Source organism: Streptomyces sp. NPDC017202 (assembly GCF_044331705.1).
GTDB lineage: Bacteria > Actinomycetota > Actinomycetes > Streptomycetales > Streptomycetaceae > Streptomyces.
Window position 1 is genome coordinate 1 of the sequence record NZ_JBIRNP010000008.1, and the last position, 18,543, is coordinate 18,543.

Genomic DNA, 18,543 nt, shown 5'->3' on the forward strand with positions numbered 1-18,543 from the left:
ACGAGGATCAGGGCCCGGCACGCCGAGAGCACGCACCTGACGCCGCAGAGCCCGCCCTCCAGGCGGACGGCAGGAATTTGACGACAGGACCTAGCCGCATGAGCAGTTGAGCTTCGCACCGTCCGGCTGGACCGGACCTGTCGCGTTCACGTCGGTGTGGTTCACCGCGTTCGGGTTGTGGGACGGCTCCCGGAGGACGAGGGTCAGCAGGGTCGCCCTGCTTCCACCGTGCGCCCGATGCACGTCGTGTGCAATTCCGGAAACGTACCGGCACACAGGCTTTTTGACGATCGCTCCGCCGAATCCGCAGAGTGCCGGGCCGCGGGCGCCGCTTGCCGGCATCGCCCCGGTGGGCGAGGGCAGGCGGTCCTCCCCGAGCAGGGCGGGGAGGAGGAGGTGCTTGTCGGCCGTCGCACCCGGCTCCCCCTGCCCGTCTGGCCGGCTGAGCGCCCCGGAGCCGACGGCACCGCGGCCCCGTGCTCCCGTTGCGGGATGCACCGGGCGGGTGAAGAGTGGACGTGTATCGGCTTTGCGTTCTTCGGGCTCCACGTCTCCTGGAGCCTCCCGTCAGCAGGAAGAATCCGCGACGGACGGAACAGCACCGCGCCAAGCGTATCTGGAACCATCATGGCCAGAATTTCTCGGCGACACGTCTTTCACGCGGCCAACGCATCCGTTCTGGCCGCGGCGCTCGCGCTGCCGGTAGGTCTCACGACAGCCGCGGGAAACACCCAGGGCGCGAACGGGGGCCGTACCGGTGTACGGGCTCAGAGCACGGCTCCGCCACCGTCTTCCCCGTCATCTCCACCGCCGTCTCCGCCGTCCACACCGAGTGGTCCGACAGGACCCGCGACGCCCCCTTCCTCACCACCGGATTCCGCACCGCCGTCCGAACCGGCGACGCCCTCCGCCACGCCGAGCGGGACTCCCGACACCTCGAAGCCGTCGGATCCCGGCGGCACGGACGGCGGCACAGGCGGCCAGACGCCTGAACCGCCGCCGGAGCAGCAGGCGCAAGGCGAGGAAGCGACGACGACGCTGGAGGAGGAGAAGGGAAAACTTCCCGAAAGCCTCGCCCCGACGGTGGAAACGCTCATCGCCGTCGTCGACTCGGTCGAGGATCCGGAGACGTCGCCGCAGGACAGGCAGGGAGTCATCGAGAGCGCGGAGAACCTGTCCACGGCGCTGGCGGCCATCAGTGACCGCGGAACACCCCCCGAACTGCGGAAGGAGTTGACCGCGATCGTGGCGCAGGTGACGTCGACACTCGACGCGGTCAGCGGTCCGCGGGTGCCGGCCGAACAGCGGTCCATGCTCATCCTGGTGGTCAAACGGACCACCACCCTCCTGGACGTGATCTGTGATCCCCGAACACCACAGGTCCTGAGGGAACAGATGATCATGATCGTGGAAGACACGACGTACGTCGTGGCGAGGAGCCAGGACGGGCCGCAGTCCGGCTCGGCGAACGCAAGCCAGGACTCACCCGGGAAACTCGGCCCGAAGCAGACGACCGGGAGCACTCTGGTGCTGGTGAGTTCCTCTTCGGACATCATGCACGACCAGAGGACTCCACCGAAGGAAAGGGAACAGCTCGCGAAGATCACACAGCAGGTCAGCGCGCTGCTCAGGAAAATCAGTGACCCCCGGACATCGCAGAAGGACCGGTCCCGGGCCACGAAAGAACTGGGTCAGAAAACGTCTCGCATGAAGGACCAGCAGGAGCAGTCCGCCGCCGCCCAGGAGCGCCCGAAGGAAGCACTCGGAAAGGCGGCAGCGTTCTGCACCAGCGCCATATTCGAGACCACCCCGGAGTCCACCCTCATGCGAGGGCTGAAGAAGCTGGTTCCTCCTCAGTGGGAGACCGAAGGGGTCAAGGACTTCTGGAAGGCGCAGGAGGAGAACGACGACACGCTGGACGTCCTCGCCCAGTTGCGGAACGACGAGCGCACGCACGGCCCGTTCGAAGTCGCACCGCTCATCACCGCACTCGCCGAGCTGGTACCGCACGACAAGCTGTTCGGGAGCCTGGGAGGGTCTGCCGCGTATTGCGAGCAAACTGCCGCGTACCTCGAAAAGGAGTCCGGCGTCACCGTGGGCACCTGGCTGGGGAGGACCGGAGACTGACCGGTCAGACCCCGGCGGACCTCAGCAGTTCGGCCGCGGGGATCTCCGAGTCCGCCCGGGCTGTCGCAGCTCCGTATCTCTCCAGCTCCCTCCTCTGCTCCCCGTAGTCGCTCACTCCGTAATAGTTGAAGGGGAAGGAGGAGATCGAGGAGACGAACCGCCCTGCCGGCGACCAGACGGCGGTCACATAACGGGGCTTGCGCGTCACGTTGATGAGATTGTTGTTGTGCCGCACCCTTCCACGGTAGACGAGCTGTGCACCGCATGCGGCAGGTTCGCAGTAGTAGGGCCCCTCGGTTTCTTTCCACGACCTGTGGGGAGACCTGAACTCCTCCACATCGACCCTCCCTCGGTCCCTCCTCATGTACGAAATCTTCAATTCAACACTAACGGTGTCGTACCTGAAGACCCTGGGAATTTGGAAAACGCGCTTCATGGTGTATTCCTGCCCGACATCGAGCGAATTTCCGGAGTCGTAGAACCTTCCGGCGCTGATGGTGGTGTATTCGAGTCGGTCGACGTAGAGCTCGGCCTCTCCGTCACTCGTCCCCGGCCTCCCGAAGCTCTTCTCCCATTCCGCCACCATGTCCTCCTCCACCTTGGAGTACAGGGCAATCCTTCCGCGGACCGTGTAGACGTCGTTGATGATGTACACCGGAATCCCTCCGGTGTTCTTCATGTAGAGCGTCAGCGGGACGTGGACGAAATCAACGTTGTCGTCTTTCCAGGCCTTCCCGAATTCCGCCTTCAGGGTGAAGTGCATGGGGGCGGCCGCGGGCTGGTACATGGTGGAGTAGGCGAGGCTGACAGCCGTCAGCAGTACCGTGGCCACCACCCCGGCCGCGAATTTCTTCGGCTGCGGCAGTCCTTTCCATGATTTTTGGCGCACAAGAAGGCACAGTGCCCACAGGGACCAGCAGAAGGCGGGCACGTAGACCAGCATGGAGCGCGTGTACTCCCGCTCCTCGAACCAGAGGAGGAGCAGGAGACCGTCGGTGGCCAGCACGATGATCGCCCCCAGCAGGACAATCGCTCCGGAGGCCTTGAACTGCCGGCGCCCCCAGTAGTCGAATGCCGCGATCGCCGCGATTCCCAGCACCACGCCCGAGAGGACGAACAGGAGTCCGGTGATGCGTTGCGCGAAAGTCAGGGCCCCCGAGGCGTCCGGCCATCCGATGACCGCGTTGAAGACCATGGAAACGAGCGGTCCGGCGACCATGAGGGACAGGGTGAGACGCCTTTTCCAGGCCCGGTCGGGCCAGGTCCCGCTGTCGCCGCCGCGCCAGCACACGGATGCCGGATCATCCAGATCCATGTCCTCGGGGTAGCCGCGACGGCCCAGTATTCTGCGCAGTTCGGCCGGTGACCAGGCGCTGCCGGCCGTCTCGCCGCCGATGGTGACGCGGCGGAGGCCTCGGCTGTCCGGCGGCTCGACGATGACCCATGGACGGATGCTCATGCCCTCAGACTCGAACCTGCGTCGGCGTCGTGCACGCGGAGCTACCCCGTTTGCCCGTGAGCGCGTCGCCGCGGCGAGTTCATGACGTCGGGCGACCGGCCGGCCCCTCCGCCCCGGCCTCGCGCAGTCGCCTGGTGCGTGGTGCGTGGTGCGTGAAAGGCCGCGGCCGTCTCGTCGTCGACTCCGGCTTCGCGCGCCTCCCGTCTCACGTCTGCCGTCCCCCGGTGGGGCCGGCCGCGATCCGTGAGCACGGCTGCGGCAGTTCGCTCCTGTCCGAGCTCAATACGGCTCCGTGCGGACCCGGTTGTGCCCCGGGGGGGGACGGCCCCGGGGGACGGCGGGCCCGTCCGACGGTGGTGCCGGGCTCGCGCTCGCCGCCTCACGGACGAGGACCTCCGCGGACCCGTCCGCCGGTGCGGGACGGTAGCCGGTGCGGGACGGTAGCCGGTGCGGGCCGCCGTGCGCGTCTGCTTCGGCCGCGGCACGTGCGGCGCCGCCGTCACGGCTCGCCGGCTCCGGCAGGCGGGGCGGCGGGCCCGGGCAGTGCCGCGAGGACGGCGCGGTGCACGGCCCGTGCGAGGCGTGCGCCCCACAGCGACCGCGGTCCCGCGAAGGCGTGCACGTCCTCGCCGGGCCGGGGCACGCGGGCGGCGACGCAGACGGCGTCGGTCGGCGTGCCGGAGCAGTCGAGACCGGCCTCGACCAGGGCCTGCACCTTGGCCTCGGTCGCGGTGGCGACGGCGTTGACCAGCGCGGCGTCGCTGAGGGCCGCCGGAATCGTCGCGAGGACGTTGATCGTGCCGGGCGCGAAGGAGCCGTTCGTGCCTGGCGGGTCGGCGGGCGCGGCGGGCGCGGCGGCCCACCCGCGCACCTCGATGCCGGCGGTGACGACGGCATCGACGCCGCCGTCACCGGCGTGGGCGTGGTCGGCGACGTCGGCCGCCGTCATCAGGCCCACGCCCGCACCGGTCAGACCGGCCGCGGCGGCGACCTCCCCCAGGTGCTCGGCCGGGTCGAGGCGCCGGTAGCCGTGGCAGACCTGGGCGTTGAGGACCCAGAGCCGCTCCCCCACTCCCCCGCCGAGGACGGCGCTGCTGACCATCCGCCACCCCGGGCCCGCCCGCCACACCAGCGCCGACAGTTCCTCACCGTCCTCGAAGCGGCTCAGCCGCTCCACGGTCAGCCGCCGCGCGGTCGGGATCGGCGGCAGGACGGCGCGCTGCACGGGGGCTCCTCACAGGGACGGATACGACCTGCACATGGTACGAACCGGCCCCGTCGCGGCGACGGCCGGTGCGACGCTCCGCGACGGCGCCTTCTACGCCGGGGAGCAGGTCCGCCGCTCGCCCCGCAGGGATGCGGCCGCCGCCTCGGCCACGTCGGCCCGGGGTCCGGCCGCGCAGGCGCGGAGGAATTCCGCGACCCGGGGTCCGGGCCATTCCACCGCGGCGGCCGCGGCCCAGAACCGGAGTCCGTCGTGGGGGTCCAGGGGGCCGAGGAGGTCGAGGACGTGGTCGACCGTGGCCGGGTCCAGGGAGAGGTGCTGCGCGGCGACGGCGCGCAGGGCGCCGTCGGCGAGCATCGGGGTGCCGCTGTCCAGGCACCACCGCAGGGCGTCGGCGGTGTCCTCGGGAGTGCTCAGCCGGACGACGGCGTCGCCGAGGGCGATGTACACCGTGGTGGCCTCGTAAGGGCGCCGGGCGAGTTCGCGCAGTGGGCCGAGTGCGGGTCGGTGGCCGCACATGCCGAGGGCCATGACCATCTCGTACTGCGTCTCCCAGGTGCGGGGGTCGTGGATCTCCCGCCGGAGGGCCTCCAGCAGCGACGGCCCTGCGGCGGGATCGGCGAGCCGGCGCAGGCGTCGGGCAGCGGAGCGCCGCTCGGGCGAGAGCCTGTGGCCCAGCTGCGCCACGGCTTCGTCCGGCGTCAGCGGCATGTCGGCCCCCTCTGATTCGTTCCGGCTCGGCAGCAACGTAGCTCCTCGCACCGACAGAGGGCCTGTGCCGGGCGACGGGAAGGAGCCCTTCCGGCGCCCGCTCCGACGCCGTGCGACCCGTTTCCGGGGCCGGGCCCGCGCACGCCGCGCGGGGCACGGCGGTGGAGGGGCGCACGGTCACAGCGGCGAATTCTCCCCGAGCCGCGGGAGTGCCGGCCGTTCACGCCCCGCCGCGGACGGCGGCTGCGGCGGCGGAGCGGGACAGGGCGGGGCGGGGTCGCCTCACCCGCCGCCACCGAGCACGCCGGAGCTGACGCCGACGAGCACGGAGGCGGCGACCAGGATGCTCACGGAGTGCTCCGCAGCTCCGCGATCACCGCGCGGATGTCGGGGCGCGGCCCACGGTTGTACGGCAGCTTGGACAGCAGGACGCCCATGGCGCAGGAGTTGCTGAGGGCCGCGTAGGTCAGGCCGGCGCCGACCGCGGTGCCGATCAGGTGGGCGCCGGGCACGAAGACCCCGACGAGGCCGGTGGTCAGGACGATCGAGCCGGCGACGAGCCGGACCTGGCGCTCCATGTCCCACCGTTCGGGGCCACGGTTGACGGGCGCGCCGGCCGTCTCCCAGGCGACGATGCCGCCCTCCAGGACGCGGAGGTTGGGCAGGCCGGCGTCGGCCAGGGCCTTCTCCGCCTCGGCGGCGCGGGCCCCGGAGCGGCAGACGAGCACGACGTCCTCGTCGAGGTGGGCCAGGAGTTCGGCCCGGTGCTCCCGCAGGGTGCCCAGGGGCACGTTGTACGAGCCGGGGATGTGGGCGGTACGGAACTCGCCGGGGGTGCGTACGTCGAGCAGGCGCGGCGCCCGCCCTTCCTGGACGAGCCGGTGCAGCACGGCGGGGGTGAGGGTGGCGGCGGGTGCGGGGGTGGTGCTCATGGGTTTCCGTTCCGGTCGGACCCGTACACCGAGGAGGGTGTGCGGGCGAGCGTGAGGGGCCTTGCCGGCGGTGCGGACCCCGGGGGCGTGGGTGGGCTGTGGCGGTCAGGCGTCGGCGAGTGCGGGGGCTCCGGCCGGCTCCGCCGACAGGGCCCAGGCGGCGTATCCGCCGAGGATGTCGGAGACGTCCTGGAAACCGCGGTGGCGCAGCAGACTCGCCGCGATCGAGGAGCGGTGGCCGCCCGCGCAGTGCAGGACCACGGGGCGGTCGGCGGGCAGCTCGTCGGCCCGGCGGGGCAGTTCGCTGAGCGGGATGTGCAGGGCGGACTCGATGAAGCCGTTCGCCTCGCGTTCGCCGCAGGTGCGGAGGTCCACCACGAGGGGAGGGGTGTCGCCGGCGAGGGCCGTGCGCAGGTGCGCGGCGGTCACGCGGCTGGCGGGAGCGACCTCGTCGGCCAGCGCCTCCAACCCGTCCTCGGGGTTGCGCAGGTAGCCCACGGCACGGTCGAAGCCGATCCGGGCGAGGCGTGTGACGATCTCCTCCTCGCGGTTCTGCGGCGCCATGACGACGAGTTCGTCGGCCGGGTCGAGCACGGTGCCCGCCTGTTCGGCGAATCGCCCGTCCGCGGGCACGTTCACCGCGCCGCGCAGGTGTCCGGCGGCGAACTCCTGCGGGTCGCGGGCGTCCACCACGACCGCGCCGGCGGCCCGCAGCCCGGTGAACTCGGCGAGGGACAAGGGTCGCGGGGCCGCCGAGGCGTCGTAGCGGACGCGGTCCTTGCGGTTGAGTTCGGCGTCGTAGGCGAAGTAGCCGGGTGCCGCGGACTGCCCGGCGGTGACGAGCGCGACGAACTCCTCGCGGCCCATCGGCGCGCACGCGTAGTTGGTGGCGCGCTGTTCCCCGATGGTCGACTGCTTCTCCGTCGAGAGGTTCTTGCCGCAGGCGGAGCCGGCACCGTGCGCGGGGAAGACCCGCACCTCGTCGGCGAGGCCCATGAGCTTGTTCTGGACGCTGTCGTGGAGCATCGCGCCGAGCTCCTCGGCGGTGACGCCGACCGAGGCGAGGAGGTCGGGGCGTCCGACGTCGCCGATGAACAGGGCGTCGCCGGTGAGGACGCCGTACGGGACGCTGTCGTCGGCGTGTTCGTACACCACGACGCTGATGGACTCGGGGGTGTGCCCGGGCGTCTCCATGATCTCCAGGGCGACGTCGCCGAGAAGGACGCGCTCGCCCTCGGCCAGCTTGCGGATCGGGTACTCGGTCTCGGCCCGCCGGCCGTAGCCGATCCAGGCGCCGGTCTCGTCCGCCATCTCCAGGTGACCGGCGACGAAGTCGGCGTGGAAGTGCGTGTTGATCACGCCGACCACCGTGAAGCCGTGCGCGGCGGCGTCGGCCAGGTACTCGGAGACGTCCCTGCGCGGGTCGACGACCACCGCTCGGCCCGTGCGCTCGTCGGCGATCATGTACGACGCCTGGGAGAGGCAGTCGAGGTAGTACTGGGCGAAGAACACGGCGATCCCTTCCTGAGGAACGCGCACCGGAGGGGTGCGCGGGTGGGGCGGCGCGGGCTGTCGCACGCCCGGCGTGACGGGTACGGGTTCCTGTGGGGCCATCCGACCCGGCCGTATACCCCCTGGGGTATTTACACACTCGACGGTAGGTCGACACCCGCGCCGGTGTCAAATACCCCCAGGGGTATCCCGCGTCACAGGCGAGACGCGCCCTTCGGTACGCGATCCAGATACCCGCGGGGGTATCTTGAAGTGCGGATACAACCCGCCCCCCTGCTCGGCGGCCACGTCCCCGCCCCCACCTCGCCACGGCACGGCACGGAGGATCCCCGTACGTGAAAGCCACGCCCACAGCCGCCGCGCTGACAGCCGCCGCACCGACCGGCACCGCGCCGACCGACGCCTCCGGGCGCCCGGTCCGCCTCGGGCTGCGGGAGAACTGGCCTCAGTTCTCGCTGCTCGTCGTCGTCAACATCGCCGTGGGCGGTCTCGTGGGCCTGGAACGCACCACGGGGCCGCTCATCGGCACCGACACCTTCGGCCTCACCAGTGACCTGGCCGTCTTCTCCTTCATCGTCGCCTTCGGCCTCGCCAAGGCGCTGACCAACCTGGCCGCCGGAGCCCTGACCGCCAGGTTCCGCCGCAGGCAGCTCCTCGTCGCCGGCTGGCTGATCGGCGTGCCCGTGCCCTTCGCCCTGGCCTGGGCGCCGTCCTGGGGCTGGATCGTCGCCGCGAACGTGCTGCTCGGACTCAACCAGGGCCTCACCTGGTCGATGACGGTCAACATGAAGATCGACCTCGTCGGCCCCGCCCGCCGCGGCCTCGCCACCGGCCTGAACGAGGCCGCGGGCTACACCGCCGTCGGTGTCACCGCGCTGGCCACCGGCTACCTCGCGAGCAGCTACGGGCTGCGCCCCGTCCCGGAGCTCATCGGCGTCGTCTTCGTCGCCGTCGGTCTGGCCCTGGCCCTCGTGGTGCGGGACACGGCCGCGCATGTCGCCCTCGAACTCGCCCAGCACACCGAGCCGCTGCCCACGGGCGAGGGGACGGGCCTGCGCGCCACGTTCGCCCGCACCTCCTGGCGCAACCGCTCCCTGCGCGGCGCCAGCCAGGCCGGACTGGTCAACAACCTCAACGACGGACTGGCCTGGGGCGTCTTCCCCCTGCTGTTCACCGACCACGGTCTCGGGCTCGCCGGCGTCGGCCTCGTCAAGGGCCTCTACCCCGTCCTCTGGGGCATCGGGCAGATCCCCACCGGCCACCTCGCCGACCGCGTCGGCCGCACACCGCTCGTGGTCACCGGCATGCTCGTCCAGGCCGTCGGCTTCGTCCTCGCCCTCGCCCTGCTGGACGACCCGCTCCTCGCGGGGATCCTCTCCGCCGTCGCCCTCGGAGTCGGCACCGCCATGGTCTACCCCGCCCTCATCTCCGCCGTCTCCGACCACGCCCACCCCGCGTGGCGGGCCAACGCCCTCGGCACCTACCGCTTCTGGCGCGACATCGGTTACGCCGTCGGAGCCCTCCTCGCCGGTGTCCTCGCCGACACGCTCGGCCTCGGCACCACCGTCATCGCCGCAGCCGTCCTGACCGCCGCCTCCGGGCTGCTCGCCGCCCGCTGGATGACCGAGCACCGTCCCGGCCCCGCTGACCGTGCCTGCCCTCCGCCGCGCGTCCGGCCGCTGCCGGCGGATTCGCCGCTTCCGGAAGGGCGTGATCCTCAGAGGAAGTTGAGAGATTCCTGTGCGAGGCTGACGCGCCCCCTCGGCCGGTACGCGCAGACGCGCCCGCGCCGACTCCTCGTCGCCGTCTTCTGGAGGAACACCCGATGAGCCTGAGCCTCTCCCTCGTCAACGGCCTGCCGGTACACGTCCTGATCGTGCACTTCGTCATCGTGCTGGTCCCCCTGAGCGCGCTGGCCGTCGTGGTAGGCGCGACATGGCCGGGTGCCGCGCGGCGCATGGGGATCGTGCTGCCGGCGCTGGCCCTGGTGACGCTGGCGAGCGTGCCCGTGGCCGCGGAGGCCGGCGAGTGGCTGGAGGAGCACGTCGACAGCAACCCCCTGGTACGCAGGCACGCCGAACTCGGTGACGGGCTGCTTCCCTGGGCCGCGGGCCTGTTCCTGCTGGCGACGGCGGTCTGGTGGACGAACCGCAGGTCGGCCGCCGCCCAGGCCGCTCCCGCCGAGGGCCGGGCCCGCTCCGCCTCGCCCCGGTCCGCGCTGGTCGTCCGTGTGGTGGCGGCGGTGCTGTCCGTCGGGGTGGCCGCGGGCGCCGTGGTGGACGTGTACCGGATCGGCGACTCAGGAGCGAAGGCCGCCTGGCAGGACGGCTTCTCCCGGACCGCCACGGGCGACCGGGGCGACAACGACTGACACCACCGGCTCCCGGCCCGGAGCGCTCCGCCGGCGATCCGGGTCACGGCGCGCGGCGACCGCTCCGGCCGACGGACCGGGCGCCCGCTCCTCCCCTTCCGTTCCCTCCTCCGTTCTCTCCCCCGCCGAAGTTACCCGTGCGTTCCGCACGTCGGATCGATGACAGCGGCAACTGTGCGGACCCCCACGCCACATGACAGCGTCTTGCCCGTCAGCGATCCGTGGGAGGGAGAAGGCGTGAACAAGGGCTACGCCGTGTACTGCGACGCGGACCCGTGCTTCTACGACGCTCCGTACCGCACGGTTCCCCGCACCGGCTCCGGGCGTTCCCGGTACGCCGCGGCCTCGTCGCCCGTCCCGGAGGGATGGCGGCGCAACGAGAGCGGGGACTGGCTCGCCCTGCGCCCGGTGGACGCGGACCTGCCCGACCAGGGCTGGAAGATCCACGTGTCCGCCTGCCTCGACAACGCCGAGTCCGTGCTGGAGCGCGTGTGGCGGCACTGCGTCGCCGGCGGCACGGCCTTCAAGTTCGTCCCCAGCCGCTACCTGCTGCACCAGCGCAACGCCAAGTACGCCGACCGGGCCGGCAGCGGCAAGTTCATCACCGTGTACCCGGCGGACGAGGCACGGTTCGAACAGCTCGCGGGCGAGCTGTCGGCCCTGCTGGCCGGCGAGGCAGGGCCGCACATCCTGAGTGACCTGCGGCTCGGCGACGGCCCCGTGCACGTCCGCTACGGCGGCTTCACCCGCCGCAACTGCTACGACGCGAACGGCGAGTTGCGGCCCGCCGTGACCGGTCCCGACGGAGAGCTGGTGCCCGACCTGCGCGGCCCCGTCTTCCGGGTGCCGGACTGGGTGAGCCCGCCCGCCTTCCTGCGCCCGCACCTGGACGCCCGTTCCGCGGTGACCGTCGCCGACCTCCCCTACACCATCGAGTCGGCGCTGCACTTCTCCAACGGCGGCGGTGTCTACCTCGCCCGTGACACCCGCACCGGTGAGCGGGTCGTCCTCAAGGAGGCCCGCCCGCACGCCGGGCTGGCGGCCGACGGCGCCGACGCCGTGACCCGGCTGCACCGCGAACGCCGGGCGCTGGAGAGTCTGTCGGGTCTGGACTGCACCCCCGAGGTGCTCGATCACCTCACCGTCGGGGACCACCACTTCCTCGTGCTGGAGTACATCGACGGCAAGCCGCTGAACACGTTCTTCGCCCGCCGCCATCCGCTCATCGAGGCCGACCCGGGCGCGGAGCGGCTGGCCGAGTACACCGCCTGGGCGCTCGACGTCCACGCCCGGGTGGAACGGGCCGTCGAGGACGTCCACGCGCGGGGCGTGGTCTTCAACGATCTGCACCTGTTCAACATCATGCTCCGGGAGGACGGCAGCGTCGCCCTGCTGGACTTCGAGGCGGCGCACCAGGTGGGCGAGGCCGGTCGGCAGACCGTGGCGAACCCGGCGTTCGTGGCGCCTTCCGACCGGCGGGGCGTGGCCGTGGACCGGTACGCGCTGGCCTGTCTGCGGCTGGCGCTGTTCCTGCCGCTCACCAGTCTGCTCGCACTGGACCGGCGCAAGGCGGCGCATCTCGCCGACGTGGTGGCGGACCAGTTCCCGGTGGACCGGGCCTTCCTGGACGCGGCGGTCGAGGAGATCACGGCCGACGCCGTCGGCGCGCCCGCGGTGCGGCCCGCGGCCGGGCCGTTCGTACCGGTGCGGCCGGGCGACTGGCCGCGCAGCCGGGAGTCCATGGCCGCGGCGATCCACGCGTCCGCGACGCCGTCCCGCACGGACCGCCTCTTCCCCGGCGACATCGCGCAGTTCGCCACGGCGGGCGGCGGGCTGGCGTTCGGCCACGGCGCGGCGGGGGTGCTGTACGCCCTCGCCGAGAGCGGCGCGCGGCGCAGTGAGGACGGCGAACAGTGGCTGCTGGAGCGGACCAAGCAGCCGCCGTCCGGCATGCCGCTCGGTTTCCACGACGGGCTCGCCGGGATCGCCTGGACGCTGGAGTACCTCGGCCATCGCGACCGCGCCCTCGACCTCACCGAACTGCTCCTCGACCAGTCCTTCGACCATCTGGCCCCGGACCTGCACAGCGGCACCGCCGGACTGGGCCTCGCCCTGGACTCCCTGGCCGCCGCCACCGGCGAGGCCGCGCTGCACGCGGCGGCCCTGCGCTGCGCCGACCTGACCGCCCGCGGCACACCGGCCGGGAGCGGGGGCTCCGCCCGGCCGCGCGCGGGCCTGCTGCACGGCGCGGCGGGCAGCGCGCTGCTCTTCCTGCGGCTCCACGAACGCACCGGGGACCGCGCGCTGCTCGACCTCGCGCGTGACGCGCTGCGCCGGGACCTGGCGCGTTGCGTCCGGGGCGCGGGCGGCGCGCTGCAGGTCGACGAGGGGTGGCGCACCATGCCGTACCTGGGCGCGGGCAGTGTGGGCATCGGCATGGTGCTCGACGACTACCTGGCGCACCAGGACGACGACGACTTCGCGCGGGCGAGGAACGAGATCGTGGCCGCCGCACAGGCCATGTTCTACGCCCAGCCGGGCCTGTACCGGGGCGTGTCCGGGATGGTGCTGTACCTCGGCCGCACCGCCGCCGCGACCGCCGGCACCACGACCGCCGGCCCGACCCCCGGCACCGGGCCCGAGGCCCTGCGGCGCCAGCTCGACGCGCTGGCCTGGCACGCCATGTCCTACCGCGGCCACCTCGCCTTCCCCGGCGAGCAGATGATGCGCCTGTCGATGGACCTCTCCACCGGAACGGCCGGATGCCTGCTGGCCGTCGCCTCCGTCCACGGCGACCGGCCCGCCGCCCTGCCGTTCCTCCCACCGCTGCCGCCCACCGGCCGGCGGCCCCTGACTCGGCCCCACCCGGGGTCGTGATGAAAGAGCAGCACCCGTTGCCGTACGAAGGGAAGATGTCATGAACCTGTTCGACCTGCAGTCGATGGAGACCCCCAAGGAAGAGGCCATGGGGGACGTCGAGACCGGCAGCCGCGCGAGCCTGCTGCTCTGCGGCGACAGCAGCCTCAGCGTCACGACCTGTAACTGACGCCCGGGCCGACCGCCGCGGCGACGCGGTGAGCGACGCCGCTCGGCACCGGTGCCCCGGGTTTTCACCCGGGGCACCGGTGCCCGCGCGCACGGACACCTCCGCCACGCGCCCCGCCGCGTGCGCGACCGGTGTCCCGGCAGGGGGACGGAGCGGAAGGGGTGCGTGGGGTGGTGGTGACGACCGGGCCAGGGGCACGGCAGGCGCCGACGGCGGACGACGGGGCCGACGGCGGCGGGCCGGGCCGTGTGCCCGAACTGCTGGTACTGCTCTCCTCGGCCGGGGCGGCGGTGGCGGCGGTGGCCCAGCCCTTCGTACTCGGCCGCACCCTCGATCTCCTGCTGCGCGACGGTGACGCGGGACGGTGGACGGCACTCAGCGCCGCACTGCTCGTCGGCGAGGTGCTGCTGGACAGCCTCACCTCGCTGTTCACCGTCCGCTGCAACGCCGGCTGGACGGCCGCCATCCGTTCACGCGCCTTCGCCGGGCTGCTGGGCGCCGTACCGGACCGCGCGCGAAGCCACACCCCGGGGGACGTCGGCACCCGCCTGACCCTCAACGCCACCGACGCGGGCGGCGCCCCGGCGGCCCGCGCGGCACTGGCGGCCTCGCTGGTCACACCGGTGGGCGCGCTCGCCGCGCTGGCCGTCGTCGACGTATGGGTGGCGGCGTGCGTGCTGGCCGGGCTGCCCGCCCTGGCGCTGGTACTGCGGGCGTTCGCCCGCGACACCGGTGCGTCGGTGGCCGCCTACCAGCGCGCCCAGTCACAGATCGCGTCCCGGCTGCTGGAGGCTCTGGAGGGCACGGCGACGATCGCCGCCGCGGGGACCGGCGCCCGGGAACGCGAGCGGGTGCTCGCGCCGTTGGGGGAACTCGCGGCCCTGGGCCGGCGCATGTGGGCACTGCACGGACGGGCGCTGGGCAGGAGCGGCGTCCTGGTGCCGCTGCTGGTCCTGGCCGCCACGGCCGTCGGGGGCCTGCGCCTCGCGTCGGGCGCCCTGAGCGTGGGCGGCCTGCTCGCCGCCTGCCGGTACGCACAGCTGACGGCCGGCGTCGGCGGTGCCGCGTCCCTGCTGGGCGCGGTCGTACGGGGCCGCCGGGCGCGGGACCGGACCCTGGAACTGGAACGGCTGCCCGCGCTGGCCCACGGGACGTGCGCCCTGCCGCCGGAGGGCCGGGGCGCTCTCGAACTGCGCGGGGTGCGCGTGGTGCGCGACGGCAGACAGGTGCTGCGCGCCGACGACGTGCGGATACCGGGCGGCACCACCGCCGCGGTGGTCGGCCGCGGCGGAGCGGGGAAGTCCGTGCTGGCGGCCGTGGCGGGGCGGCTGATCGACCCCGACGAGGGACAGGTGCTGCTGGACGGCGTCCGCCTCGACCGGCTGAGCCGCGAGGCGCTGCGCACCGAGGTCTCCTACGCCTTCGAACGTCCGGTGCTGGGAGAGGGGACGGTCGCCGAAGCGGTCGCCGCCGGGCCACGCACCGTCTCCCCCGAGCAGGTACGGCAGGCCGCCCGGGCCGCCGGCGCCGACGGCTTCGTACGCCGGCTGCCGCACGGTTACGACACCCCGCTGCCCGCTGCGCCGCTGTCGGGCGGCGAGCACCAACGCCTCGGGCTGGCACGGGCGTTCGCGCACGCCGGGCGGCTCCTGATCATGGACGACGCGACGTCCAGCCTGGACACCGCCACGGAGCACGAGGTGGACCGTGCGCTGCGCCGGTCGCCGCGGCCCGGGACCCGGCTGGTCGTCGCGCACCGCCCGTCGGTCGCCGGCCGGGCGGACCTGGTGATCTGGCTGGAGGACGGGAGGGTGCGGGCGGTCGCGTCGCACCGCGACCTGTGGCACGAGGCCGACTACCGGGCGGTCTTCGGCCTCGGCGGCACCGGCCGCGTCGACGGCACCGGCGGCACCGAGGGAAACAGCGGCAGCTCCGCTGGTTCCGGCGGCAACGGCGGCAGCGACGTCACCGGCGGCGAGGCCCCCGCGCCCGCCGCGGGGTCCGCGCGACTGCCCGACCCCGAAGAGGCGCGGCCGTGAGCCGCTCCGGCGACGGCCTCGCCCACCGCGCGGGAGGCGGGTCCGGCGCCCTGCGCCGGATCGCGCCGCCGGCCCGTCGTTTCCTCGCCCGCCGCCGAGGGGTCCTCGTGCGGCTCGCGCTCTGGTCACTGGCGGAGGCGGGGCAGGCCTTCCTGGTGGGCTACGGCGTCGCCCACTCCGTCGACCAGGGGTTCCTCGCCGGTGACACCCGCAAGGGGCTGCTGTGGCTCGCGGTCGCCCTGGTCGCGGTGCTGTGCGGCGCCCCGGTGATCCGAGGTGTCTTCGCCGAGTTGGCCGGACTCACGGAGCCGCTGCGCGACGGTCTGGTCAGGCGTGCCGTCGACCGGGCCATGGACCGGTCCCCGGACGCGCCCGGCGGGGCCGACCGGGCGGCCGTCTCCCGGCTGACGAACCAGGTCGAGATCGCCCGGGACAGCTTCGCCGGCCTGGTCCTGACCCTGCGTTCGTTCCTCTTCACCGCCGCCGGAGCGCTCCTCGGGCTGCTGGCCCTGCACCCGGCCCTGGTCGTGGTGGTCCTGCCGCCGCTGATCTGCGGCCTGGCCCTGTTCCTGGCCACGCTGCGGCCCATGGCGGCGGCTCAACGGCGTGCCCTGGCGGCCGACGAGGCGCTGGGCGACCACGCGGCCCGCGCCCGGGCGGCGCTGCGCGATCTGACGGCCTGCGGGACCGGACCCGGGACGGCGCGGCGCGCCGCGGACCTGGTCGCCGATGCCGCCGCCGCGTCCCGTGTCCTGGCCGGCTGGACGGCGGTGCGCACGGCGGCGCTCGGCACCGCGGGTCATCTGCCCGTCCTGGCGCTGCTGGTGGCGGTGCCGTGGCTGCGCGGCCGCGGGGTGACGGCGGGCGCGCTGCTGGGCGCGTTCACCTATCTCGTCCAGTCGCTGCTGCCCGCCCTGCACACCCTGATGACCGCGCTCGGCGCGGCGGGTTCCCGGCTGCTGGTCGTCCTGGACCGGATCGCCGGTCCCGCGCCGTCGGCGGCGGCCGCGGACCGCACGCGACCGAGACCGGCACACCCGGCGGTGCCGCCCGCGGCCGCCGCCGGTGCCGCCCCGGCCCCCAGCGGCCACGGCCGTCGGGCGCGCTCACGGCCCCCCGCGGGCGGCGGGCCGGCCGCGGCGGTGGAACTGCGGTCCGTGACCCTGTCCTACGGCGTCCGCGCCGAGCCGGTCCTCGACTCGCTGGACCTGCGCGTCGCGCAAGGTGAGCACCTCGCCGTCGTCGGACCGAGCGGCATCGGCAAGTCGACGCTCACCCGCCTGGTCGCGGGGACGCTCGCGCCCAGCGGCGGTGAGGTGCGGGTGGCCGGACACCGGGTGACCGGGCGTGCCGCGCCCGAACTCGCCGCACTGCGCACGCTGGTGCCCCAGGAGGCGTACGTCTTCTCCGGCACCGTGGGCGACAACCTCGCGTATCTGCGTCCGGACGCGGACCGGACGGATCTCGACGCGGCCGTCCGGGCCCTCGGCCTGCGGTCGCTGGTCGATCGTCTGGGCGGGCTCGACGGCGCCGTGCGGCCCGGCGAACTCTCCCCGGGCGAACGGCAGTCGGTCGCGCTGGCGCGCGCGTACCTGTCGCCCGCGCCCCTGTTGCTGCTCGACGAGGCCACCTGCCATCTGGACCCCGCGTCCGAGGCCCGGGCGGAGGAGGCCCTCGCGCGGCGGCCGGGGACGCTGCTGGTGGTGGCGCACCGGCTGTCGTCGGCCGTCCGCGCCGATCGGGTGCTGGTGCTGGACGGCGTGGCGGCGGTGTGCGGCAGGCACGAGGAGGTGCTGGCTCGTTCGGCGCTCTACCGCGACCTGACGGGCCACTGGAACGGCGGCGCCGACCGGGAGGCCTGACCGCGGGACGCCGGGGGCGCGGGGAGGGCACCACGTGGCCCCTCAGGTCCAGCCGGCGTCCTGGACTATGCGGATCGCGTCGACCCGGTTGCGGGCACCGACCTTGCGTATCGCCGTCGCCATGTAGTTGCGGACGGTCCCCCTGGACAGGTGCAGACGGGCCGCTATGTCGGCCATCGGCGTCCCCTCGGCCGCCAGGGACAGCACGCTCAGCTCACGGGCGGTCAGGGGCATGACCGCGCCTTCGAGCAGGGCCACGGTGAGGGCCGCGTCGAGGAAGCGCTCCCCCTTGGCGACCGTGTGCACCGCCGTGATCAACCGCTGGGCCGGGGCGTTCTTGTCGACCAGACCGAGCGCGCCGGCGTCGAACGCCCTGCGCAGGACGCCCGGACGCCGGGGTGTCGTCAGGACGACCAGCAGGTCCCCCTGCCGCACCCGGAACGGCGCGTCGTGCGACTCCCCCGGCCCCTGGAGGCACTCGCCGTCCACGACGCACACGTCCGTCGGCAGCATCTCGTCGTCCCTGACGTCGGCGTGGGGGGACATGGCCGAGACCTCCAACGTGTCGTCGGATCTCAGCAGTTCCACCAACGCCGAGCGCAGTAATTCCTCGTCGTGCACCACGCGGATACGGACCATCTCCCCCACCCTCTGTCAGCGGCTCTTTCGCAGAACGGCCGGCCGCGCCGCTCACGCACCAGGGCCATGTGCCCTGATCCGTCGCGGGGGAACACCGCACAAAAGCCGAGTGGGGGCGCACAGGATGCAATCCGCCGCTTCCGGCGCACGGAAGGGAGCGCGAAGCCGCTGCGCGCGCGGGCGAAAACGGCGCAGACACGCTCCGGCCGCCGACGGGGACCGGCGCCCGGAGGTCCGGGCGCCGGGCCGTCGCGCCCCGTCGCCGTCCCCCCCGCTCCCTGGCCACGGCGGCGGACCGCACCGCGGACCGGCCGTGCCCCGCCGGACGAGAGGCAAGGGACAGCGGTGCGCCACCGCCCGGAGCCCGGCCGGAAACAGTCCTCTTCCAATCTGACGCGAAACCCTCGGCGCCACCGGACGGGCTCCCCCGCCGGACGGTTCCCCGCCGGACGCTGCCGCGCGGGGTGAGTCCTCGAAGAGGCGCGTCGCGGGCCGGCGGCTCGCATGACGGATGCCACCCGGCGCGGGACGACGGGTGGATCGCGGCGTCCGGCGCCGGCCGGGCAGGGTAAGGCAGGGCAGGGCAAGGCAAGGCAGGGCCGTTAACCGGTTGCCTGTGG

At 73.5% G+C, this 18,543-nt stretch carries 13 protein-coding genes; 7 read left to right on the forward strand and 6 right to left on the reverse strand.

The genetic code is table 11. The features are described from left to right. The first annotated feature begins 627 nt into the window (after positions 1-627). Positions 628-2,127, forward strand: coding sequence for a hypothetical protein (locus ACH4N1_RS17285; protein WP_398097942.1), 1,500 nt, complete (start codon positions 628-630; stop codon positions 2,125-2,127). Between the two features lie 4 nt (positions 2,128-2,131). Here the strand turns inward: ACH4N1_RS17285 and ACH4N1_RS17290 are convergent, their stop codons facing one another. The 5 genes from ACH4N1_RS17290 to ACH4N1_RS17310 all read right to left on the reverse strand — a co-directional run bounded on the left by ACH4N1_RS17290 (position 2,132) and on the right by ACH4N1_RS17310 (position 7,966). Further along, a complete protein-coding gene (locus tag ACH4N1_RS17290; protein ID WP_398097943.1) occupies positions 2,132-3,586 on the reverse strand; it encodes a Yip1 family protein in 1,455 nt (484 codons plus the stop codon). A 499-nt stretch (positions 3,587-4,085) separates the two neighbouring features. Further along, a complete protein-coding gene (locus ACH4N1_RS17295) occupies positions 4,086-4,811 on the reverse strand; it encodes an adenosylcobinamide amidohydrolase (protein ID WP_398097945.1) in 726 nt (241 codons plus the stop codon). Between the two features lie 93 nt (positions 4,812-4,904). Beyond that, positions 4,905-5,522: a HEAT repeat domain-containing protein gene (locus ACH4N1_RS17300; protein ID WP_398097946.1), complete on the reverse strand. Its 618-nt coding sequence runs from the start codon at positions 5,520-5,522 to the stop codon at positions 4,905-4,907. A gap of 347 nt (positions 5,523-5,869) precedes the next feature. Then, the gene (locus ACH4N1_RS17305; protein ID WP_398097947.1) at positions 5,870-6,454 is read right to left on the reverse strand and encodes a rhodanese-like domain-containing protein; all 585 of its coding nucleotides are present in this window, start codon (positions 6,452-6,454) and stop codon (positions 5,870-5,872) included. Between the two features lie 105 nt (positions 6,455-6,559). Continuing rightward, positions 6,560-7,966: a rhodanese-like domain-containing protein gene (locus ACH4N1_RS17310; RefSeq protein ID WP_398097949.1), complete on the reverse strand. Its 1,407-nt coding sequence runs from the start codon at positions 7,964-7,966 to the stop codon at positions 6,560-6,562. A 335-nt stretch (positions 7,967-8,301) separates the two neighbouring features. Between ACH4N1_RS17310 and ACH4N1_RS17315 the strand changes: the two genes are divergently transcribed. The 6 genes from ACH4N1_RS17315 (at position 8,302) to ACH4N1_RS17340 (ending at position 17,284) form a co-directional block, all read left to right on the forward strand. Beyond that, positions 8,302-9,795, forward strand: a complete 1,494-nt coding sequence (locus ACH4N1_RS17315) for an MFS transporter (protein ID WP_398097950.1) — start codon at positions 8,302-8,304, stop codon at positions 9,793-9,795. Beyond that, positions 9,792-10,337, forward strand: a complete 546-nt coding sequence (locus ACH4N1_RS17320; RefSeq protein ID WP_398097952.1) for a DUF2231 domain-containing protein — start codon at positions 9,792-9,794, stop codon at positions 10,335-10,337. Before ACH4N1_RS17315 ends, ACH4N1_RS17320 begins: the two co-directional genes overlap by 4 nt. 237 nt (positions 10,338-10,574) lie before the next feature. Continuing rightward, positions 10,575-13,214, forward strand: a complete 2,640-nt coding sequence (lanKC, locus tag ACH4N1_RS17325) for a class III lanthionine synthetase LanKC (protein ID WP_398097954.1) — start codon at positions 10,575-10,577, stop codon at positions 13,212-13,214. 40 nt (positions 13,215-13,254) lie between these two features. Next, the gene (locus ACH4N1_RS17330; protein ID WP_006130296.1) at positions 13,255-13,383 is read left to right on the forward strand and encodes a SapB/AmfS family lanthipeptide; all 129 of its coding nucleotides are present in this window, start codon (positions 13,255-13,257) and stop codon (positions 13,381-13,383) included. Between the two features lie 176 nt (positions 13,384-13,559). Beyond that, entirely contained in the window at positions 13,560-15,422 is a 1,863-nt protein-coding gene (locus ACH4N1_RS17335) for an ABC transporter ATP-binding protein (protein ID WP_398097956.1), read from the forward strand. Further along, on the forward strand, positions 15,419-17,284 hold the full coding sequence (locus tag ACH4N1_RS17340) for an ATP-binding cassette domain-containing protein (RefSeq protein WP_398097957.1): 1,866 nt from the start codon (positions 15,419-15,421) through the stop codon (positions 17,282-17,284). Before ACH4N1_RS17335 ends, ACH4N1_RS17340 begins: the two co-directional genes overlap by 4 nt. A 42-nt stretch (positions 17,285-17,326) precedes the next feature. Here ACH4N1_RS17340 and ACH4N1_RS17345 read toward each other — a convergent pair whose 3' ends face one another. Further along, the gene (locus ACH4N1_RS17345) at positions 17,327-17,923 is read right to left on the reverse strand and encodes a LuxR C-terminal-related transcriptional regulator (protein WP_398097958.1); all 597 of its coding nucleotides are present in this window, start codon (positions 17,921-17,923) and stop codon (positions 17,327-17,329) included. Positions 17,924-18,543: the final 620 nt, after the last annotated feature.